We start from the raw sequence: 21,142 nt of genomic DNA, 5'->3' as shown, positions 1-21,142 counted from the left end.
AAACTCAAATACAAAACAAAAAATTTTCAATTTTATAAAATGGAGGGTAAAAAGTGGACGATGAGATATTAAAGAAAGCGGATGTTTTACTTGAAAGTTATCCATATATTAAAAATTACAAAGGAAAAATATTTGTAATTAAAGTTGGGGGAAGTATTTTAAAAATAGAACAGGCAAGAAAAGATATTTTGCAAGATATTGCTTTTCTTGAAGTTGTTGGAATAAATGTTATTCTTATATGTGGAGGGGGTCCTTTTATTACAGAAGAAATTGAAAAAAAAGGCAGTAAAGTAACATTTGTAGATGGATTGAGAGTTACTGACAAAAATACACTTCAAATAGTCCAGGATGTTCTTTATAGGGTCAGAGATGGTATTGTTGATGAACTGGTAGAAAAATTTCAGGCAAGTGCTTCCTCAATTTTACCAGAAGAAAAGTATGTTATTGCAAAAAAAATCCATTATCAAAGAGGTGCAGAAGTAGTTGACCTTGGTTTTGTCGGGCAGGTTGACCAAGTAAATAATGAATATATTAAAAATAAATTAGAAAAATATAAAGTTCTTGTTGCTGCCCCTCTTTTTTATGACAAAGATGGAGTTCTTTTAAATGTAAATGCTGATTCTGTTGCTTCATCAATTGCAGAGTCTTTAAAAGCGGAAAAACTTATTTTTCTTACAGATGTTTTAGGAATAATGAGGCACCCAGAAAAATCAGAAACACTTATATCAATTCTTGAACTTTCAGAAGGGAATGAATTGATAGAGAAAAAAGTCATAAAGGAAGGAATGATACCTAAAGCAATATCTTCTATAAGTGCAATAAAAAATGGAGTTAAAAAGGTTCATATTATAAGCGGAAATATTTCACATTCAATACTTTTAGAGGTATTTACAAAAGCAGGAGTTGGAACGGAGATTATAAAAGATGGAGAAAAACCAGATTAAGCAACTTTATGAACATTATGTAATAGGTTGTTATTCCAGAGAAGATGTTGTATTTGTCAGGGGATATGGTAGTTGGTTATGGGATATAAACGGAGAAAAATATCTTGATTTTTTCCCTGGATGGGCTGTGAGTGGACTTGGACATTGTTATCCAGAAGTTGTAAAAAGTATAACAAAACAGGCAAAAAAACTCATTCATCTTCCAAATAATTATTATCATCCCTGGCAGGCAATTCTTGCAAAAGAAATAGTAGATATTTCTTTTGATGGGAAACTTTTTTTCTGTAATAGTGGGGCAGAAGCAAATGAAGGTGCAATAAAACTTTCCCGGCTATATGGAAAAGAAAAAGGTAAATACAAAATTATTTCAATGGAAAATTCTTTTCATGGAAGAACTCTTGCAACAGTGACATTAACGGGACAAAAGATATATAATGAACCATTTAAACCACTTCCTGAGGGATTTAGTTATGTCCCTTTTAATGATTTCCATGCACTAAAAGAAAAAATTGATGATAAAACTGTATCTATTTTTATTGAAATTATTCAGGGTGAAGGTGGAATAAATGTTGTTGATAAAGAATATCTTGAAAATGTTTATCAATTGTGTAAAGAAAAAGATGTATTACTTGTATTTGATGAAGTACAAACTGGTTTTGGAAAAACTGGAAAATTTTTTGCTTACCAGCATTTTGGAATTCAACCAGATATAATGACCCTTGCAAAGACCTTAGGTGGTGGCTTTCCAATTGGAGCCATGATAGCAAAAAGGGAAATTGCTGACTTATTGGTCCCCGGAACACATGCCTCAACATTTGGAGGCAGTCCCTTGGCCTGTGCATCTGCAATTTCAGTTATAAGAACAATAAAAGAAAAAGATATTCTTGAAAGAGTAAATAAATATGGGAAATATTTGAAAAATAAACTTGAAAAATTGAAAGAAAAATATACTTGTATAAAAAAAGTCAAAGGCATTGGACTTATGCTTGCTATTGAACTTGAAATGGATGGTAGACAATTTTACAAGTTATGTCTAAATAAAAAACTACTTCTTAATTGCACACATGGAAATGTTATAAGAATTATGCCTTCTTTGACTGTAAAGAAAAAAGAAATTGACAGGGCAGTTGAAATTATGGATGAATGTTTTTCTGAAATGAAGGATTAAAAACAAATGGGGAAAAGGGATTTTTTAAGTATATTGGATTTAAGTAAAGAAGAAATTTTTAAAATATTTGACCTATCTAAAATGTATAAAAGTAAATGGGCAAGGAGAGAAATAGAAAATATTTTAAGAGGCAGAACTATTGGACTAATTTTTAATAAGCCCTCAACAAGAACAAGAACATCTTTTGAAGTTGCAATTTGCTCCTTAGGTGGTAATACAATATATTTAGAAGAAAGCAACATTCAAATATCACGCGGAGAAACAATAAAAGACACCTCAAATGTCCTGTCTAAATATTTAGATGGGCTTGTTATAAGAACTTATAGTCATAGTGAAGTTGAAGAATTTGCAAAATGGTGTAATTTTCCGGTTATAAATGCTTTAACTGACCTTCTTCATCCCTGCCAGATTTTATCTGATTACTTTACAATATTTGAAAAATTCGGGAAACTTTCAGGACTAAAACTTACTTACATTGGAGATGGAAATAATGTGTGTAATTCATTAATTCTTGGTGGTGATTTACTTGGAGTGGAAGTAAGAGTTATTTGTCCTGATGATTATATGCCTTCTGAAAAAATTTTAAAAATGGTAAAAAACAAAATAAGAATTTCAAACAATCCATATGATTTCATTGAAGATACTGATATTTTATATACTGACACATGGATAAGTATGGGAGATGAAAAAGAAAAGGAAAAACGACTGGAAATTTTTAAAAAATACCAGGTTAATAGTAAACTCATTGCAAAAATAAAAACTGACTTTATTTTTATGCATTGTCTTCCTGCTCATCGTAATTGGGAAGTAACTGATGAAATTATAGATGGGAAAAACTCAATTGTTTATACCCAAGCAGAAAACCGACTTCATTGTCAGAAAGGACTTCTCCATTTTCTTTATTCTTTTTACAAACCCTGATTTATAAATAAGGAGCAATTTTGAATAAAGAGATTTCTTTAGAAGTAAATTGTGAAAGAATAGAAAAAGTCAGGGAATTTCTCAAAAAAAAGAAGGGAGGGTGTTTTTTGACATTTAATCCATCAAACATTTTTTACCTGACGGGAATTTCAGAAGTTGAAGGAATTCTTGCAATAACAGAAAAAAAAGTTGACTTATTTGTTCCTGAATTATGTTTTTATCAGGCAATTGATAGTAATAAAAATATACAAATACATAAATATAATGAAGATGATTTAATAAATTTTCTTGACGATTTCAAAAAAACATTTTTTATATCAACTGAAATTTCTTATTTAACATACTTAAAAATTTCAAAAAGAACAAAAAGACAATTTGTACCTGCTGAAAATATCTTTATTTCATTAAGAAGTATAAAAGATGAAAAAGAAATTGAACTTATAAAAGAAGCAAAGAAAATTACAGAAAAGACTCTTGATGAAATCTATAACTTTATTCAAAAAGAAAATAAATTTACTGAACTTGACCTTCTTGGTGAAATAAAATACCTATTAAATAAAAATGGGGCAGAAAGTGAATCTTTTGAGCCAATTGTTGCTTCTGGTATTCATTCTTCTTACCCACACCATAAAGCAAAAAACAAAACAATAGAAAAAGGGGAAGTAATAGTAGTGGATATAGGAGCAGATTTTTGTGGATATAAAAGTGATTTAACAAATACCTTTTTTTATGGAGATGTTTCTGATGAAATAAAAAATGTATATAAAATTGTAAAAGATGTTAGAGAAATTGCTACTGAATATATTTATGAGAAAAAACAAAAGGGGAAAATAAGGGGTAAAGATGTACACCAGAAAGCAATCACTATTTTCAAAAAATATAATTTAGAAAAATATTTTATTCATTCATTGGGGCATGGAGTTGGAATTGATATTCATGAAAAACCAAATCTTGCGCCTGGAAGTAATGATATAATTGAAAAAGGGAATGTTTTTACAATTGAGCCAGGAATTTATATGCATAAGAAATTTGGTATTCGTCTTGAACAAATGGTAATCCTATAAAAAATTAAATAATAACTTCACCAGAAATATCATATGCAGAAGAAGAGGTAATTTTTACTTTATAGAAATTACCCAATTTTAAATTCTTGCCTGATACAAATACAACCCCATCAACTTCTGGAGCATCATATTCAGTTCTCCCAATATAAAATTGCCCATCTTTTTTTTCAATTAAAACATCATATGTTTTCCCAACCATATTTTTGAGTTTATTTTTAGAAATCCTTTCCTGTATTTTAACTACTTTTTCAAGTCGTTTATCTTTTATTTCTTCATCAATTTGTTGGTCAAAATCAAAAGATGATGTTCCTTTCTCTCTTGAATATTTGAAAAAACCACATCTATCAAATTTATTTTCTTTTATAAAATTAACAAGATGCTTGAAATGAACTTCTTTTTCTCCAGGAAATCCAATCATAAAAGTTGTTCTTAATCTTACTTCTTTTATTCCTTTTCTTATGTTTTCAATAATTTTATTATAGTTAATTACAGGTCTTCCCATTTTTTTGATAATTTCTGGATGAGAATGTTGTAAAGGGATATCAAGATATTTACATATTTTTTCATTTTTAGATATTTCTTCAATGAGGTCCCCAGTAATGCGGGCAGGATTACAGTACATTATTCTGACCCATTTAAAATCATATTTTGTAATTTCAACTAATAACTCTTTTAAATTTGTCCCATATCTTAAATCAGTTCCATAATTTGTTGTATCCTGTGCAATAATGACTATTTCTTTTATTTCTGATTTAGATAGGTCATCTGCTTCCTTTAAAATATCTTTTATTTTTCTACTTCTCTGGTTTCCTCTTAAATATGGTATAAGACAATAATTACATTTATTATTACATCCCTCAGAAATTTTTAAGTAAGCATATGGAAATGTAGTTATCAATCGTGGATATGTTTTACTTGTTACAAATGTTTTATCATCAACCAGCAAGATTTTTTTATTATCTTTTAATGTTTTGACCAATTCAAATACCTTCCCAGGGTCCCCTGTTCCAATTGCTCCATCAATATCAGCAATTTTGAAGATTTTTTCTTTGAACCTCTGGACAAGACATCCACAAACAATAATTTTCTTTCTATTTTTCTTTTCAGCAATTTTTTTTATTACTCTTATTGATTCATCAACTGCATCTTTTATAAAAGCACAAGTATTTATAATAACAATATCACTTTCTTTATATGAATCAGTAATTACAAATTTATCCTCTCCAAGTAAAGCAAGTATATTTTCAGAATCAACAAGATTTTTTGCACAACCTAAACTTATTATAGAGACCTTTTTTCCCATTTTATAAATTTGAACTTATATCGGAAAGAATGTAAAGAGTGAAGAAATATATTGAGAAGAAAATTAAGGGGAGAATTATTAAAAGGATTTTTTCCCTTTTCTGTTCTACATTATCCTTTTTCTCTTCTTTTATTACCTCTTTTTCCTTTTTATTTTCCTGTTTAAATTCAGATAAAATTGTATCAATTATTTCTTTTTTAATATTAAGATATTCACAATAAATTTTTAAATAACCAAGTAAATAAGTTTGACTTGGGAATTTTTCCCATTGTCCATCTTCTATTATTTTAATGTATTTTTGTGGAATCCTTGTGTTCTCAATTATTTCATCAATCCCAATTCCCTTTTTTTCTCTTGTTTCTTTCAATAAAACATTTATTTTATCTTTCTCTATTTTCATTAGAAATTAGTACTTTTCTTGGCTTACCTTCAATATATGGTCCAACAATTCCTTCTTCTTCCATTTTCTCAACAAATTTTGCTGCTCTATTAAATCCTATATTTAATCTTCTTTGTAACATAGAAATTGAAGCAATCTTTGTTGTTAATACAATATTTTTTGCTTCTTGATAAAGGATATCATCATCTAATTTTGCAGAGGATGAAGAGAAATGTTCTATTTCTGTTTCATCAAATAATTTTTTTTCAAGAATTTCCATATTATATTGTGGGCTACTTTGACTTTTAAGGAAATTACATATACTTTCAATTTCTTCATCTGAAATAAAACTGCCCTGAATCCTTAATGGAATAGAACTCTGAGGAGGAATAAATAAAAGGTCGCCTCTGCCAAGAAGTTTTTCTGCACCAATTTTATCAAGTATTGTCCTTGAATCAAATTTTGAGGTTACCTGGAAAGAAATCCTACAGGGTAAATTTGCTTTTATGACACCTGTAATTACATTTACAGAAGGCCTTTGTGTTGCAAGAATAAGATGAATACCTGCTGCTCTTGAAAGTTGAGCCAATCTGATAATACTTTGTTCAATTTCATTTTTAGCAACAATCATAAGGTCTGCAAGTTCATCTATTACAATGACTACATAAGGTATTTTTTCTTCCTTGAACTGTAAATTATATGTCTCTATATTTCTAACTCTTTTTTCTGAAAAAAGTTTGTATCTCCTCTCCATTTCCTGTATTAACCATTTTAAAACATTGACTGCTTTTTTAATATCTATAACAACTGGACATAAAAGATGTGGAATTCCATTATATAGGGTAAGTTCAACCATTTTTGGGTCAATAAGTATAAACTTAACTTCATCAGGAGTTGCTTTATAAAGAATTGATGTTATAAGAGAATTAAGACAAACTGTTTTTCCAGAACCAGTTGCTCCTGCAATTAAAAGATGTGGCATAATTTTAAGGTCAGAAACGACACTTCTACCCATAATATCTTTTCCAATTGCAATTGTCAGTTTTGATGGGCTTTTTTGAAACTCTTTACTGACAAGTAATTCTTTTAAATAAACAGTTGATATTTCTCTATTCGGCACTTCAACTCCAACTGTTGATTTATTTGGTATAGGAGCAACAATACGGATTGAAGTTGTCTTTAGATTCATTGCTATGTTGTCCTGTATTTTAAATATTTTTTGAACTGGAATACCAGGTGCTAATTGAATTTCAAACATTGTTACCCTTGGACCCTGGTTGATCTGGACAACTTCTCCTTCAATATCAAACTCAGAAAGTGTTTCTTCAATTACCTGAGCATACCTTTCAAAATCATCTTTTGTTTCTTTCTGAGGAAAAGTATCTGATTTTAAAAGTTTAACAGGCGGAAGAACAAAATTTTTCTGTTTAGTTGTAATAATAACTTTTTGTTCACTTTTTTCTTTTTGAACTTCTTTTTCTTCTATTTCTGGCCCCTGTTCATTTTTCTTTATCACTCTTTTTTTCATTACTGGTTTTTTTCTCAACATTTCTTTACCTTCTGCTGTTGTTGAGAAAACATCTCTTGCAAAAAGAAACTGAAAAGGGGAAACAAACATTTTATATACCAGACCAAAGAAAACAACGAATAAAAGAATAAGGATTAAATAAATTCCTTTTTCACCAAAAAATTCCTTCAAATAAGGTGTGAAAACACCTCCTAAAAAACCACCTGAAAAATTTTTTGTTTGTAAAGATAAAAAAATTGAAAAAACAAAAACAATACCAAATATGCTTATAATTTTTTTCCCGAAATTTATTTTTTCTCCCCAAATAACATTATAGGCAGAAAAAAGAAGGAGAAAAACAAGTAAATAAGCCCCTTTACCAAAAATGAAAATCAGGAGCCCTGCAATATATGAACCTACTCTACCCCCAAAATGTGATATTTCTGTATTAACTGGAGAACCAATTTGACAGAATTTGAAGGTCGGGTCAAATGGGTCAAAAGAAATAAGAGAAAGAAAAAGATAAAGTGCAATAAAAAAAACAATTATTCCTTTTACCCATCTTTCTATATCTTTAAATTTCATATATTTATTTTACCTCTATGCATTTTTACAATCAAGTTTGGCTCTTAGAAATTGGCTTTTAGAATTTGAAATTATATCTCATTCAGGTAAAATATAATAAGCAAAAATTAAGTTAATTAGAAAAAAGGAGGGAAAAATTATTACAAGAAGACAAAAAAAGGTAGAACATCTTTTAAGAAAAGAAGTAGAAGATATAATAAGAAGGGAAGTATCTAACCCTAATGTTGGTTTTTTCACAATTACATCAGTAAATATTACTCCTGACTTTAAATTTGTAAAAATTGGTATAAGTTTTCTTGGAACAGATGAAGAAAAACAAAAGTCATTTAAAGCAATAGAAAATGCAACAGGGTATATTCAATTTAAATTAGGGAAAAGAATATCTCTAAGAGATACTCCAAAAATTCAATTTGAACTTGATGAAAGAAAAGAATTTAGAATTGAAAAGTTACTTTCGGAAATAAAAAAAGAAGAAAATGAAGAAAATAAAGAAAAGAATTGAAGAAGGCATAAAAAAAGTTATAGAAGAAATTTCAAATAAAGTAATTGATGTTGATGTATTCCCGTCAGAAAAAGAAAACTTCGGAGATTTTACAACTAATATTGTTTTTAAACTTGGCAATGACTATGCAGAAAAAATAAGAGAAAAAATATTACCAATAGTATCAGATATAGTTGAGAAAATTGAAATTAAAAATAACTATATAAACTTCTTTGTCTCAAAAAATGTTTATTTTAACTTTTTAAAAGAACTCGTTAAAGCAGGGAAAGATGTTTTAAAATCTGAAATCGGAAGGGGAGAAAATGTTTTAATTGAATTTGTGAGCGCAAACCCAACAGGCCCTTTAACAATTGCTCATGGAAGACAGGCATCTTTTGGAGAGGCACTTTCAAGGATTATGAAATTTGCTAATTTTTCTGTTGTAAAAGAGTTTTATATAAATGATAGTGGAAAACAAATTGACCTTTTAGGAGAGTCATTGAAGGCAAGATATTATCAATTAAAAGGAGAAGAAAAATACACAATACCTGAAGAGGGATATCATGGAGAATATCTTATTCAGTTAGCAAAAGAAATAAAAGAAGAAAAGGTAGATGATGAATTTTTTAAGAAATTTGCTTATGAGAGAATTCTGGAAGAAATAAAAAGAGACCTGAGGAATTTTGGAGTTGAGTTTGATAGTTGGGTAAATGAAAGTATATTTATAAAGGAAAGGAAAGTAGACAAAATAATAAATGAATTAAAAGAAAAAGGCTATATTTATTTTAAAGATGGAAGTTGGTGGTTTAAAAGTTCAATCTTTGGCGATGATAAAGATAGAGTAATTATAAAAAGTGATGGAACCTATACATATCTTGCAACAGATATTGCATATCACAAATATAAGATTGAAAGAAATTTTTCAATACTTATAAATATAGTTGGTCCAGACCATCATGGATATATCCCAAGAATGAAAGCAGCAGTTCAGGCAATGGGTTTTGAGCCAGAAAAACTCAAATTTCTGATAGTTCAACTTACAACTTTATACAAAGGAAAAGAGAAACTATCAATGTCAACAAGAAAAGGAGAATTTATTTCATTGAAACAACTTATAGATGAAGTAGGACCTGATGCATCAAAATTTTTCTTTCTTTTTAGAAAAGTTGATAGTCATCTTGACTTTGATATAGAACTTGCAAAAAAACAATCAACTGAGAATCCTGTCTTTTATCTTCAATATGCTTATGTGAGAATAAAACATATTTTGAATTTTGCAGAAAGTAAAAATATTACAATAGGAAAAACCGAATTTGACCCAGATTATTTAAAAGAGGAAGAAGAGCTCATTTTGCTTAAAAAAATGTGGAAATTTCCTGATATAATTGAAAGTGTGGTGAAAACATACGGAGTTCACCTTTTGTGTGAATATCTTTTAAATTTAGCAAAAATCTTTCATTCTTATTATCACAAATATAGAGTTGTTGGAGAAGATAAAAAAACAACGGAAAGCAGATTGTTCTTAATAAAAGGGTTATATACAATTTTTTCTTTATCACTGGATTTATTGAATATTTCTCTACTTGAAGAGATGTGAACAAAGGAAAAAAATGAATATAAAATATTATGGAGAAAATTTAAAACAAATAAAATTTTTACTTGGTGGTATTGGAACAGGTAATGTTTCTGTTGAAGGAACTGGCTCAATAACTGACTGGGAAATTTTCAATAGACCTTCAAAAAGTAATGAAATGTATGGGAACTTTGTTGCTTTAAGGGTTGAACAAAAGAGGAAAGTTTTTCAAAAAATAGTTGCAAGAAAGCCATTTCCTCCTTTTGAAGGAAGTCATGGTTTTAAAAATATTAGAATGGAAGGATACCCACATTTTGAGGAATGTATATTTACAAATTTTTTCCCTTTTGCTATTATTGATTTTTTTGATAGAAGTATAGGTGTTTCTGTATCCTTAAATGCATGGAGCCCATTTATACCAGGAGATGTTGAAAATTCTTCCTTACCAATTGTAATTTTCTCTTATAAAATAAAAAATCTTACAAGAGATAAAATAAATATCTTCCTTTCTTTTTCAATGATGAACCCTGTTGGAACTGATGGAACTGAAAAATTAAATAGTTATATAAATAAATGCTTTGGGCAGAACATAAATAATTTTGTTGAGACAGAGAATTTAAAAGGTATTTCTTTCACATCAAAAAAATATAATGAGGAAAGTGAGAGATATGGTAATCTTTCTCTTTTTACAGATGCTATTTCGGTTTCTTACAAAAATCAATGGAAAAATGAAGGATGGTGGGATGACTTAAAAAACTTCTGGAAAGAATTCAAAATAGGAAATTTTGAACCTGTTTCTCCCAAAATAAGTCCTGATAGCCAAACATATTGGGCTTCTCTTGGAGTTAATAAAAATCTTGCACCAAAAGAAGAAACAGATATTAATTTTTATCTTTCATGGTATTTTCCAAATCGTATAAATTACTGGGGGCTTGATGAAGAAGTAAAAGGTAAAATTTTAAAAAATTATTATTCTATAAAATTTTCAAATTCAATGGATGTAATTAAATACTTTATAAAAAATAAAAGATATCTTGAAGAAAAAAGCAAAAAATTTGCTGAAAGATTTTTTTCTCAATCTTTACCTGAAAGTTTTTTAAATACAACTTCAGCCCAATTAAATACATTAAGAAGTAATACATTTTTTATAACTTCTGATGGGAAATTTTATGGATTTGAGGGTTGTTCTGATAATTCTGGTTGTTGTCCTTTAAACTGCACCCATGTTCATAATTATGATTTTACAGTTCCTTTCCTTTTCCCTTCCCTTTCAAGAAGTCAAAGGGAAGTTGATTACTTATATAATACAGATGAAAATGGATACATGGCATTTAGAACAAATGTCCCACTGGGTATAAAAAGATGGTTATCTCTACCAGCAGCAGATGGACAAATGGGAACAATATTGAAACTTTACAGAGAATGGAAAATTTCTGGTGATGATGAATTTTTAAAAAAATTATATCCATCTGCAAAAAAAACTATTGAATATGCTTTTGAAAACTGGGATAAAAATAGAGATGGACTTATGGAAGGGCAACAACACAATACTTATGATATTGAGTTTTATGGAGATAATCCTTTTACTTCTTTTATTTATCTTGCAGCGCTTAAAGTAATGATAGAAATGGCAGAATATAACAGTGACAACAATTTTGCTTCTTTTTGCAATGAAATTTATCAAAAAGGACAAAAAAATATAATTGAAAAACTATGGAATGGGAGATATTTTATTCAAAAATGTAGTATAAATCCTGTCCCACCTTATCAATTTTTAAATGGATGTCTTTCGATGCAACTTCTTGGGCAGTTTTTTGCTGATACTTTAAATTTAGGGTCTCTTGTTGAAGAAAAATATATAAATAAGGCTTTATTTTCAATTTTAAAATTAAACTTTTTAGAGAACTTTTCACAACATCAGAATTATATGAGAATATTTGCTATTGGTGAAGAAAAAGGACTTCTTGTATGCACATGGAAAGAAGGCGAAAAGCCAGAAATACCCATGCCTTATTGCGATGAAGTTTTCACAGGGGAAGAATTTGTTATTGCATGTCTTCTTCTAAAAAGAGGATATTATAAAGAATGTCTTAAAATAATTAATGGGATGGATAACAGATATGATGGAATAAAAAGGAATCCTTTTAATCATTTAGAATGTGGACATCATTACGCAAGAGGGCTTTCTGGATGGGGACTTATTCTCTCATATTTGGGCTTTTGGATTGATAATGTTAAAAAGGAAATTTTTTTCAATCCCTTGCTTTTCAGAAAAAATTTTTCTATTTTTTTCTCTTGTGGAACTGGATGGGGTGTTTATAATTATAAAATTTTACCAGGAAGAGAAAATTTCAAAATAGAAATAGATGAAGGGTTTATTGAAGTTAGGAAAATTTATCTTTCCTATTGGAAGAAGAAAAAAACAAATTTTGTAAAAACAATCATAGATGGAATAGAAACTAACAATAAATTTTCAGAAGAAAGTAATAAAATTATTGTTGAATTTGAAAATATTAAAAGAGTTGAAAAATCAATTGAAATATCAAGACAATTCATTTAATCCTTAAAACACACTCCTGAGGAAAAGAAAATAAATTTGAAATAACTCTTTTTGTTTTTTTATCCCGATATCCAGAAATTTTTTCTTCAATTCCTGTTGATTTCCTGAAACTTTCCATAAAAATTTCTCTTATGTATTTTCCAACAATTGAAGATATACTTGAAGCAAAAGATACTTCTTCAACATTAAAAAAGAAACCCAACTTAAAATTTCTCCTTCCATTTAATACATAAATTGACTTTTTTTCTTCTTCAATTTCTGGATAAATTTCATAGTTAGAAAAAAAATATCTTAAATACTTTGAATAATACCTCATTGACCCAATTTTCCCTGCATAAACAAAATAATCTTCCCTTCCCATTTCTTTTAAAATTTCACAGAAATAAAAAAGGTCTATTATAAATTTTGAATTCCCATTTTTTATCAATTCATTGAATTTTTTTGCACATATAATTTTTGATTTTACATCTTTTATAGAAACATCTTCTTTTTCCATCCATTCAATAAATTTTTCACTCTGTTTTTTTGCTTTTTCTATATCAGCCCAGATAAAATTATCAGGAATATTCACCGAACAAATATCCGACATTCCAGAACATTTAAAATCAGGAGAGAAAAAATTAATTACTTCTTTGCTGGATTCTGGTAATTTCCTTTTTATACAATAGTAAAGAGAAATAACAAACTCTTCAAGTTTTTTAAAGTTATTTGTCTTTCTTGATGAGAAAAATTTTTTACTATCACAAACACTGGCAAACCATTTTCCTTCTTCTGACTTAATTGAAGTTCCTGTAATAATAAGCGGTCCAGTAAGAGAACCAAAACCATTTTCATCAATTCCTATTATTTTCATTTTCTCAATAAAAGTAAAATTGGCATTAAAATAAGAAAAATTGCAAATATCTTTCTTAATTTCTCTCTTGGAGTTAAAATACTGACTTTTGCTCCAATAGGAGAAGTTATTATTCCTACTATTCCAAAAGTCAACCCAATTCTATAATCAATAAATCCCATTTTGGCATAAGCAAAAACACCTGAAAGAGCATTGAAAAAAACAACTATTAAACTTGTCCCAACACAAATTTTTATTGGGACTTTTAAGATAATATATGAGAGTGGAACTAAAAGAACTGCACCGCCAACTCCGCAAAGCCCTGAAACAATGCCTGATATAAAACCAATTGAAAGTGTTTTTAAAATATCCAGGGAATATTCTTTATTATCCTCCTTCTCATTTTCTTTTTGAAAAAGAAGTTTTAACCCTAACCCAATTAGCAAAACCATGAAAAAACCTTTCACAATCATTTCTGGTAAAATACCTGTTAAATAAGCACCAATATAAGCACCAATTACCCCTGAAATTATAAGGTAAAATGCAAGTTTAAAGTCGGTATTCTTCCCTTTAAGATGTACTAAAAAACCAGAAATTGCTGAAATAAGGACAACCATTAAACTTGTTGCAATTGCATTTTTTATTGGGACAGAGAAGAAGAAAAACAGAACAGGAACAATTATAGAACCCCCTCCAATTCCTAATAACCCACATAAAAAACCAGCAATTCCACCTGCTAAAAGACATTTTATGATAAATAACATTTTTATTTTTTTCTTTTTTTCATTTCCTCTGTTAATATAATTTTCCTTTTTTCTGTTTGTAGTTGAGGAGAATTTTCAAATTTTAATAAAATTGGTTTTCTCTTTTCCACCGGTAAAATTCCAAATGACTTATGTGGTTCAATTTGATACCAATAAGCAGTTGATGAATAGTCATTTGAAAGATGATTTCCATGCCCATGTTCAATTGTGAATTTTATTGATTTTTTAAAATGGATTGGATTTGTAATATAGAAAATATATGATGTCTGATAACCCCCTTGAAGTTTCCCATCATAAAGAGAATGCCCAAAAATAGAATTTTTTTCATAAATTGACGAACCATTAAATAAGAAAGCATTTTCTTGCATGCCCCATGCTTGATTAAAACAATCTTCACTTCCTGTTCCATGTAAATCAGGTGGCCATTTATATCCATCAACCCAAACCATTTCATCTCCTTCACCCCACCAATCAGAATGAAAATTTGTTACAGAAAGGTTAAACCCAATAAAATGCCCTCTCCCTTCACCTTCCATAATTACATAGTTATTATTATAAGCAATTTTTTCCTTATTTACTATATCAACCTCTGGTATATTTACTTTAAACTCATTTCCCCATCCAGGTGTAGGATTTTCTCTTTTCCATTGTGAGTGTAAATATCCTATTTCTCCTTCAAAATTATTTTCATAAATTTCATAATCAATATAAAAATACTGACCATATGCTTGGTCTGACTCATTTAAAATTTCAATTTTTGCCCCCTTGTTAAATGGCATAGGCAAATAGCAATTCAAAGCACAGCCACCCCCAAAAATATATGGTGTATTTGTTGATGCACTAAATGGTAGACAGCAAAAAGAATTAACAAGAGAATGTCCTAAACAGAAAAAATCTCCAAGTGGAACTAATATACTTGGATTTTCTTCTTCATCCCAGTAAAATTTTAAAAGAACATCTCTATATAAAGAATAATTACCGCTTTGTGTCATCCATATATGAGTAATACAACCGGTCCCTTCAATTTCTGCAAGTACTTTTTTCTCTCCTGGGTTTATAATCCATCTATCAGCATTTCTTCCTTCAACATCATAACTTGAAATTCTTTTTGTTTTTGCATTTTTTATTTTAAAAATATCCATCATAAATTCCTCCTTTTTCTCTCATTTTTAAATTTCAATTTCTACATTTTCAACTATATATTCTCTTGATAATGGGTCTTTTCCTCTTTTTATAATTATTTTTGTATTTTCTAAAAAATCATTATTTTTTACAATTGAAGAAAAAATAAAATTTAAATTCTCCTGGTCTAAACAACTAAATGGGTTAATTTTTAAATTTACTTTTAATACTTTTTTTGCGTTATTCTCTTTTATCACTTTTTTTAAAATTTTTATTAGATTCTCTACGACTGAAAATTCATGCATTGAAATTCCTTTTAATTTTATATCATTAGTCAACTTCAACAACTTCTTTTATTTCAGGGACTCTTTCTTTTATAATACTTTCTATTCTCATCTTTAAAGTAATAACAGCAAATGGACAGCCCCTACAAGTACCTTTTAGACGAACTTTTACTTTCTCATTTTCAACATCAACTATCTCACAATCTCCACCCTCTGTCTGTAAAAATTCTCTTACATCTTCTATTGCTTTCTCAACTTTTTCTTTTAACTCCATAATTCCTCCCATAAAACTCTATTATTAAAACATGTTTAATTGTTCAGAAATTAAATTTTTGAGACAATGTGAGGTTTTGTGTTTTCTGCATAATTTTTTCCTTTTTTAAAACCAGCAATCCAGAAAGATAGTAAAAAAACAAGAAAAACAACAATTTTTAATGTAATATTTTTACAAAAATAAGAACTAATTATCCCTAAAATAAACCCCAAAAGAGGAAAACCAAAAATAAAAATTGAAATTTTTAGAAGGTCATCTTCTTTTATTTCTACTTCTACTTCATCACCAATTTTTGCATCAATTTTATTCTTTACTTCTATAAAAGGGTCTCTTCCAGCAATTTTTTCACATAATCCACATTTCTCACATTTATTCTTTCTTTCCATCTTAACAACTGCTATATCTCCTTTTAATTCTATAACTTTCCCATTTTCCTTCATTTTATTTTTTGTTAACTTCGTAAGTTAACAAGTGCTTGAAAATCAATAACTTATATTCAGTAAATTAAGAATATTCAAACATTTTTTCAAGAGATATTTTACCTTTTTCAATTATTTCTTTTCCCAAATTTATTTGATATATCTCTTCTTCTAATGACCTTTTTACACTTTCAAAAGTTATTTTTTTCATATCAGAACAAACTTTTTTATCTCCTAAAGGATAAAATTCCTTTTCTGGGTTTTCTTTTTTCATCCGATAAATAATCCCTTCTTCTGTTCCTATTATAAATTTTTTTGTCTTTGATTCTTTAACTCTTTTTAACATTCCAGAAGTTGAATAAATACCATCTGCTAATTTTTGAACTTCTGGGTCGCATTCAGGATGAACAACAATTTCTGCCTCAGGATACTTTTTTCTTGCTTTTTTTATATCATCTGTTGTAAATTGCTGGTGAACATAGCAAAATCCATCCCAGCATATTATCTCTTTTTCTTTTACTCTTTGCTGGACATACCAGCATAAATTTTTATCAGGCAAAAATATTATTTTTTTTGCAGGGATATTTCTAACAATTTTTTCTGCATTTCCACTTGTACAACAAACATCAGAAAGACATTTAACTTCTGCATTTGTATTTACATAAGATACAACCCATGCATCTGGCTCTTTTTCTTTCATTTTAATTACATCCTGAACTTTTACCATATCAGCCATAGGACAGGTTGCATCCATTTCAGGAAGTAATACCTTTTTTGAAGGAGAAAGTATTTTTGCTGTCTCTGCCATAAATTTAACTCCACAAAAAACAATTATCTCTGCGTCTTTTATCTCAGATGCCTTTTTTGACAATTCAAAAGAATCACCAACAAAATCGGCAATTTCCTGAACTTCTGGTATTTGATAATTATGTGCAAGAATTACTGCATTTTTCTCCTCTTTTAGTTTTCTTATTTCTTTATCCATTTTAAATTGTTGATATCATTGCTTTTGTTGGACATGCTTTTATACAAATTTCACATGCAACACATTTTGAAGGCAAAAAACTAATAGTAAAGTCATCTTCTTTTTTTAAAGCACCTGTTGGACATAAAGGAACACAAACACCACAATCAGTACATTTTTCTTTGAGCATTTTAATATCACTTTCTATTGTCTGGACTTTTACTCCCATTTCTTTTAGAACATTTTCTGTATTTTCTAAATTTTTCTCTTCGCCTATCAATTCAATAACAAGAGTACCTTCTTCTTCAGGAGTTATATATGCTTTTAAAATATTAAATTGAAAATTATATTTTCTTACTGCATCTGAAATTATTGGTTTATCAATTAAATTTGGTGGAAAGTGCATAACATATCTTTTTTTTATTTCCATTTTTTCTCCTATTAAATTTTCATTGGTTTTGGCATATATCCACTATCAGGACCAGGAAAATGAAAGATTGGTTCTGTTAATAAAAATTTACCACTTCCAATCCAATTTTTAAGAATATTTGCAATCTCCCTGCTTTTTTTATAACTTGATAAAGAACCGGTTGGAACTTTCTTACCCATTATTTCTACTTTGCCGCTTTTAAGTTGGGCATAATTTACCCAACAAATAACTTTTTCTATTGCATTTGGGTAATCATTACTATAATCAACTACTGGTGCATAAATTTCCTCATCAGGTATTGAAGCAAAATTTAAAATTTCTTCATTTAAAATAGGTATAGGAATTCCAACTCCAACTATTAAACTAACTCCATACCCTGTTAATGATGCTCCTTTTAAAAAATCAGGGCTCATCTGTTTAAGGTCTCCTATTAAAGTTAGTGTACAACCACCTTCAATAGGTATCCCATTTTCTTTTCTTTTAACAGAAGGGTTAAATTGAGTTCCCCACCAGGCAACATAACCAATTCCACCACCTAAAAAAATTCTTGTGCCAGACCCAATTGTTTTTAAATATGGGTCTTTCAAAAGAGGTGATAATTGTCCAGCAGAAGAATAATTTGCATTTCCTAAATTTGGTTTAAGAATTCCCATATAAGTATAAATTGTCCTATCAGAAAGATTAACTGCCACATTATAGTTTTGATAACAATTTCTTGGATTAAAAAGTGTTGTTTCATTTAAGTCATTTAGTTTCAATTTTGTTTTAAGATGTTTTCTTGGATAACAATCAGTTCCGTATGTTTCTACTTTAAGTTCAATTTCTTTATTACTTACTAGGTCCTCAATAACATGTCCTCCTCCATATTTAAATTCACCTGGATAATTACTATTTCTTGGGTCATTATCAGGAAGTGCTGCTGCTCCAATATAAACATCAACAGCAGCCAGTCCTGCATAAGCAGGTACCTTGTTTAAATAGACACTTCCTCCACCCATTTTTATTTTTGGTTTGGAATGTCCAAAATTTATAAGAAGACCAGAAGAACACATTGGTCCAAAAGTTCCTGTTGTTACAACATCTATTTCTTCTGATAATTTTTTACTATTTGCACTTTTCTTCATATCAATTAGCTCTTCTGCTGTTACAACAACAACTTTTCCTTTTTTTATTTTTTCATTTATCTCTTCTATTGTTTTTGCCATTAAGAACCTCCCTTTCTACCAACTCCGCTGCCTTTTTTCCTGATAGAAGCATACCACCAAAAATTGCTCCCATTCTTGGAGAACCATAAAAAGCATTTGCTGCCATACCACAAACCATAAGACCGGGATAAACCTGTCCTGTATTACCTAAGATTTCTTTTTCCCCTTTTTCTGCCCACATTGATTTTTCGCCTTTTACTTCAATTCCACCTACTTTTTTTTCAACAATCCTGCAGACCTCACAATCATGACCGGTTGCATCAACAACATAATTTGATAAGACAACCAGTGGATCAACATGTAATTTGGCTATTCCAACTGCACTCCAATTTAAAACAACTCCATTTATTCTCTTCTCTCTTATAACAACATCTTCAACACTTATAAGATTAAAAATTTTTGCTCCTGCTTTCAATGTTCTATAAGCAAAAGAGGATATTGTTTCAACTGAATTTGCAATATAAAGTCCATTTTCATATTCTTTAAGAGTTATTTCAAATTCATCTAAAATTTCTTTTGCCTCTTTTTGAATAACAATTTTATTAAACATCATTCCCCCTCCTGGCATTCCCCCTCCAACTCTTAATGACCTCTCAAAAATTGCTACTTTTATTCTTTTTTTTGCAAGATAATAACCACAAATAAGTCCTGAAGGTCCTGCACCCACAATTGCAACATCAACCTCTAAATTATCAATAAATTCCTTCATATAACTTTCAATAATACCTTTTGATATTTCCTTTTCCACTTTTTTCCTCCTTATTTTTCTGCCCGCTTTTCATTTAAAACCGATAAATATCTTTCACCTGTATCAGGGAAAATAACAACTATCAATTTCCCTTTATTTTCTTTTCTCATTCCAATTTTAATAGAAGCAAATGTTCCTGCTCCACTTGAAATACCTGCTAAAATTCCTTCTTGTTTTGCTAATTTTTCTGTCGTTTCAATTGCATCTTTATCAGAGACCTTTATTATTTCATCAATTATACCTATATTTAAAATATCAGGGATAAACCCTGCTCCTATGCCCTCAATTTTATGCTCTCCCGGTTTTCCTCCTGAAAGAACAGACGAATTTTCTGGTTCAATACCAATAATTTTAACACTTTTTTTCCTTTTCTTTAATGACTCTCCAACTCCTGTGATTGTCCCTCCTGTTCCAATTCCTGCAACAAAAATATCTATATTTCCATCTGTATCTTTCCATATTTCTTCTGCTGTTGTTTTTCTATGAATATCAGGATTTGCAGGATTTTTAAACTGTTGAGGCATAAATGATTTTTTATATTTTTTAGAAATTTTTTCTGCCTTTTTTATTGCTCCAGACATCCCTTCACGAATAGGAGTTAAAACAACCTCTGCACCAAATAAAGAAAGAAGTTTTCTTCGTTCAGTTGACATATTTTCTGGCATCGTTAAAATAAGTTTATATCCCTTTTGAGCACATACAAAAGCAAGTCCAATACCTGTATTTCCACTTGTTGGTTCAATTATTACAGTATCGTTATTTATTATCCCTTTTCTTTCTGCCTCTTCAATCATATTTACTGCAACTCTATCTTTTATGGAACCACAGGGATTAAAAAATTCAAGTTTTGCATAAATTTCAGCATAACATTTCTCTGTTAATTTATTTAATTTTACAAGAGGTGTATTGCCTATCAAATTCGTTATATTTTTACTTACCTTCATTTTCTCTCCAATTTTTACCACTAAATATAATAAATACTCTGTTTTTTCTTTTCCTCTTCAACTAATTGTTCTAATGTAATTGAATCAAGAATATCTTTTATTGCATTTTTTACCTTTATCCAGACATTTCTTGCAGAACAAACTTTACTTTTTTTACATAAGATTTCTTTATCAACACAGGCAACTGGGGAAAAACCCCCTTCAAGAACTTCAACAATTTCAGATAGTTTAATTTCAGATGGTTTATTAACAAGTATAAAACCTCCGTTTGTCCCTTGAATACTTTCAACTAACCCTGCTTTTTTCAATATTAGCATTATTTGTTCAAGATATTTTTCAGAAATATCCTGTTTCTCAGCAATATCTTTTAAAGAAATAGGTGTACCATTAAAGTTAAGTGCAAGTTCTATCATTGCTCTTACTCCATATCTTGTTTTTGTTGAAAACTTCATTTGTTTTACTCCTTACAGAATAAGTTTTATTTTACCTTTGTTATCTTTTAAATTGTCTTCTGATATTTTTATTAATTCTATATCTATTTTTTTCTTCCTTTTACAAATATTATTTTTCCCATCATATTACTAATATTTTATCTAAAAAAATTACACTGTCAATGTTTCGAATTGAGACATAATAAATCTACTCCAAAAGGTATGTTAGACAAGACAAAA

The 21,142-nt window shown here is 29.0% G+C and carries 21 protein-coding genes; 6 read left to right on the top strand and 15 right to left on the bottom strand.

Going from position 1 to position 21,142, the window contains the following annotated elements; genetic code table 11:
* Window positions 1–53 precede the first annotated feature (53 nt).
* Genes argB through PLW95_01555 form a run of 4 tightly spaced genes read left to right on the top strand, consistent with a single transcriptional unit; the run spans window position 54 to window position 4,097 of the window.
* Window positions 54–944, top strand: coding sequence for an acetylglutamate kinase (gene argB, locus PLW95_01570; GenBank protein HOV21358.1), 891 nt, complete (start codon window positions 54–56; stop codon window positions 942–944).
* A complete protein-coding gene (locus tag PLW95_01565; protein HOV21357.1) occupies window positions 925–2,112 on the top strand; it encodes an aspartate aminotransferase family protein in 1,188 nt (395 codons plus the stop codon). Before argB ends, PLW95_01565 begins: the two co-directional genes overlap by 20 nt.
* A gap of 6 nt (window positions 2,113–2,118) precedes the next feature.
* Window positions 2,119–3,033 (top strand): ornithine carbamoyltransferase, encoded by a 915-nt coding sequence (gene argF, locus PLW95_01560; protein ID HOV21356.1) that lies wholly within the window; start codon window positions 2,119–2,121, stop codon window positions 3,031–3,033.
* A 20-nt stretch (window positions 3,034–3,053) separates the two neighbouring features.
* Window positions 3,054–4,097 (top strand): Xaa-Pro peptidase family protein, encoded by a 1,044-nt coding sequence (locus PLW95_01555; protein ID HOV21355.1) that lies wholly within the window; start codon window positions 3,054–3,056, stop codon window positions 4,095–4,097.
* Window positions 4,098–4,101: 4 nt separating this feature from the next.
* Here PLW95_01555 and rimO read toward each other — a convergent pair whose 3' ends face one another.
* From rimO to PLW95_01540, 3 genes are read right to left on the bottom strand one after another with little or no spacing between them, the layout of a single operon-like run.
* A complete protein-coding gene (gene rimO / locus PLW95_01550; protein HOV21354.1) occupies window positions 4,102–5,400 on the bottom strand; it encodes a 30S ribosomal protein S12 methylthiotransferase RimO in 1,299 nt (432 codons plus the stop codon).
* A 1-nt stretch (window position 5,401) separates the two neighbouring features.
* Complete coding sequence (locus PLW95_01545) at window positions 5,402–5,800, bottom strand: helix-turn-helix transcriptional regulator (protein ID HOV21353.1); 399 nt, start codon at window positions 5,798–5,800, stop codon at window positions 5,402–5,404.
* Window positions 5,781–7,871: a DNA translocase FtsK gene (locus PLW95_01540; protein ID HOV21352.1), complete on the bottom strand. Its 2,091-nt coding sequence runs from the start codon at window positions 7,869–7,871 to the stop codon at window positions 5,781–5,783. Before PLW95_01540 ends, PLW95_01545 begins: the two co-directional genes overlap by 20 nt.
* Before the next feature lie 476 nt (window positions 7,872–8,347).
* On the opposite strand from PLW95_01540, the gene argS reads away from it, so the two are divergent.
* Both argS and PLW95_01530 read left to right on the top strand, forming a co-directional pair.
* On the top strand, window positions 8,348–9,949 hold the full coding sequence (gene argS / locus PLW95_01535) for an arginine--tRNA ligase (protein ID HOV21351.1): 1,602 nt from the start codon (window positions 8,348–8,350) through the stop codon (window positions 9,947–9,949).
* Window positions 9,950–9,962: 13 nt separating this feature from the next.
* A complete protein-coding gene (locus PLW95_01530) occupies window positions 9,963–12,485 on the top strand; it encodes a GH116 family glycosyl-hydrolase (GenBank protein ID HOV21350.1) in 2,523 nt (840 codons plus the stop codon).
* On the opposite strand, the gene PLW95_01525 is transcribed toward PLW95_01530, so the two are convergent.
* From PLW95_01525 to PLW95_01470, 12 genes are all read right to left on the bottom strand, one after another.
* Window positions 12,478–13,338: a hypothetical protein gene (locus PLW95_01525; GenBank protein ID HOV21349.1), complete on the bottom strand. Its 861-nt coding sequence runs from the start codon at window positions 13,336–13,338 to the stop codon at window positions 12,478–12,480. The genes PLW95_01530 and PLW95_01525 overlap by 8 nt on opposite strands.
* The gene (locus PLW95_01520) at window positions 13,335–14,081 is read right to left on the bottom strand and encodes a sulfite exporter TauE/SafE family protein (protein HOV21348.1); all 747 of its coding nucleotides are present in this window, start codon (window positions 14,079–14,081) and stop codon (window positions 13,335–13,337) included. The genes PLW95_01525 and PLW95_01520 overlap by 4 nt, the downstream gene beginning before the upstream one ends.
* A gap of 2 nt (window positions 14,082–14,083) precedes the next feature.
* Window positions 14,084–15,226: a DUF2961 domain-containing protein gene (locus PLW95_01515; GenBank protein ID HOV21347.1), complete on the bottom strand. Its 1,143-nt coding sequence runs from the start codon at window positions 15,224–15,226 to the stop codon at window positions 14,084–14,086.
* 24 nt (window positions 15,227–15,250) lie between these two features.
* A complete protein-coding gene (locus PLW95_01510) occupies window positions 15,251–15,547 on the bottom strand; it encodes a hydrogenase/urease maturation nickel metallochaperone HypA (protein HOV21346.1) in 297 nt (98 codons plus the stop codon).
* Window positions 15,534–15,761 (bottom strand): NifU family protein, encoded by a 228-nt coding sequence (locus PLW95_01505; GenBank protein HOV21345.1) that lies wholly within the window; start codon window positions 15,759–15,761, stop codon window positions 15,534–15,536. The genes PLW95_01510 and PLW95_01505 overlap by 14 nt, the downstream gene beginning before the upstream one ends.
* Before the next feature lie 50 nt (window positions 15,762–15,811).
* Window positions 15,812–16,201: a SoxR reducing system RseC family protein gene (locus tag PLW95_01500; GenBank protein HOV21344.1), complete on the bottom strand. Its 390-nt coding sequence runs from the start codon at window positions 16,199–16,201 to the stop codon at window positions 15,812–15,814.
* Between the two features lie 64 nt (window positions 16,202–16,265).
* Window positions 16,266–17,165 (bottom strand): quinolinate synthase NadA, encoded by a 900-nt coding sequence (gene nadA, locus PLW95_01495; protein HOV21343.1) that lies wholly within the window; start codon window positions 17,163–17,165, stop codon window positions 16,266–16,268.
* 1 nt (window position 17,166) lies between these two features.
* Window positions 17,167–17,574: a 4Fe-4S binding protein gene (locus tag PLW95_01490; protein ID HOV21342.1), complete on the bottom strand. Its 408-nt coding sequence runs from the start codon at window positions 17,572–17,574 to the stop codon at window positions 17,167–17,169.
* An 11-nt stretch (window positions 17,575–17,585) separates the two neighbouring features.
* On the bottom strand, window positions 17,586–18,779 hold the full coding sequence (locus PLW95_01485) for a homocysteine biosynthesis protein (protein HOV21341.1): 1,194 nt from the start codon (window positions 18,777–18,779) through the stop codon (window positions 17,586–17,588).
* On the bottom strand, window positions 18,751–19,527 hold the full coding sequence (locus tag PLW95_01480; GenBank protein HOV21340.1) for a sulfide-dependent adenosine diphosphate thiazole synthase: 777 nt from the start codon (window positions 19,525–19,527) through the stop codon (window positions 18,751–18,753). The genes PLW95_01485 and PLW95_01480 overlap by 29 nt, the downstream gene beginning before the upstream one ends.
* 11 nt (window positions 19,528–19,538) lie before the next feature.
* Complete coding sequence (cysK, locus tag PLW95_01475) at window positions 19,539–20,471, bottom strand: cysteine synthase A (GenBank protein HOV21339.1); 933 nt, start codon at window positions 20,469–20,471, stop codon at window positions 19,539–19,541.
* A gap of 20 nt (window positions 20,472–20,491) precedes the next feature.
* Window positions 20,492–20,923 (bottom strand): Rrf2 family transcriptional regulator, encoded by a 432-nt coding sequence (locus tag PLW95_01470; GenBank protein ID HOV21338.1) that lies wholly within the window; start codon window positions 20,921–20,923, stop codon window positions 20,492–20,494.
* Window positions 20,924–21,142: the final 219 nt, after the last annotated feature.

This window comes from bacterium, assembly GCA_035370465.1.
Lineage (GTDB): Bacteria > Ratteibacteria > UBA8468 > B48-G9 > JAFGKM01 > JAGGVW01.
The sequence above is the reverse complement of the archived record's forward strand: the minus strand, read 5'-3'. Positions and strand labels throughout refer to the sequence as shown.

Bases quoted from the DNA above. Each gene is read 5' to 3' on its own strand.
- PLW95_01565 (HOV21357.1), top strand. From the start codon at position 925: ATGGAGAAAAACCAGATTAAGCAACTTTATGAACATTATGTAATAGGT.
- argF (HOV21356.1), top strand. From the start codon at position 2,119: ATGGGGAAAAGGGATTTTTTAAGTATATTGGATTTAAGTAAAGAAGAA.
- rimO (HOV21354.1), bottom strand. From the start codon at position 5,400: ATGGGAAAAAAGGTCTCTATAATAAGTTTAGGTTGTGCAAAAAATCTT.
- PLW95_01545 (HOV21353.1), bottom strand. From the start codon at position 5,800: ATGAAAATAGAGAAAGATAAAATAAATGTTTTATTGAAAGAAACAAGA.
- PLW95_01540 (HOV21352.1), bottom strand. From the start codon at position 7,871: ATGAAATTTAAAGATATAGAAAGATGGGTAAAAGGAATAATTGTTTTT.
- argS (HOV21351.1), top strand. From the start codon at position 8,348: ATGAAGAAAATAAAGAAAAGAATTGAAGAAGGCATAAAAAAAGTTATA.
- PLW95_01530 (HOV21350.1), top strand. From the start codon at position 9,963: ATGAATATAAAATATTATGGAGAAAATTTAAAACAAATAAAATTTTTA.
- PLW95_01525 (HOV21349.1), bottom strand. From the start codon at position 13,338: ATGAAAATAATAGGAATTGATGAAAATGGTTTTGGTTCTCTTACTGGA.
- PLW95_01520 (HOV21348.1), bottom strand. From the start codon at position 14,081: ATGTTATTTATCATAAAATGTCTTTTAGCAGGTGGAATTGCTGGTTTT.
- PLW95_01515 (HOV21347.1), bottom strand. From the start codon at position 15,226: ATGATGGATATTTTTAAAATAAAAAATGCAAAAACAAAAAGAATTTCA.
- PLW95_01505 (HOV21345.1), bottom strand. From the start codon at position 15,761: ATGGAGTTAAAAGAAAAAGTTGAGAAAGCAATAGAAGATGTAAGAGAA.
- PLW95_01500 (HOV21344.1), bottom strand. From the start codon at position 16,201: ATGAAGGAAAATGGGAAAGTTATAGAATTAAAAGGAGATATAGCAGTT.
- nadA (HOV21343.1), bottom strand. From the start codon at position 17,165: ATGGATAAAGAAATAAGAAAACTAAAAGAGGAGAAAAATGCAGTAATT.
- PLW95_01490 (HOV21342.1), bottom strand. From the start codon at position 17,574: ATGGAAATAAAAAAAAGATATGTTATGCACTTTCCACCAAATTTAATT.
- PLW95_01485 (HOV21341.1), bottom strand. From the start codon at position 18,779: ATGGCAAAAACAATAGAAGAGATAAATGAAAAAATAAAAAAAGGAAAA.
- cysK (HOV21339.1), bottom strand. From the start codon at position 20,471: ATGAAGGTAAGTAAAAATATAACGAATTTGATAGGCAATACACCTCTT.
- PLW95_01470 (HOV21338.1), bottom strand. From the start codon at position 20,923: ATGAAGTTTTCAACAAAAACAAGATATGGAGTAAGAGCAATGATAGAA.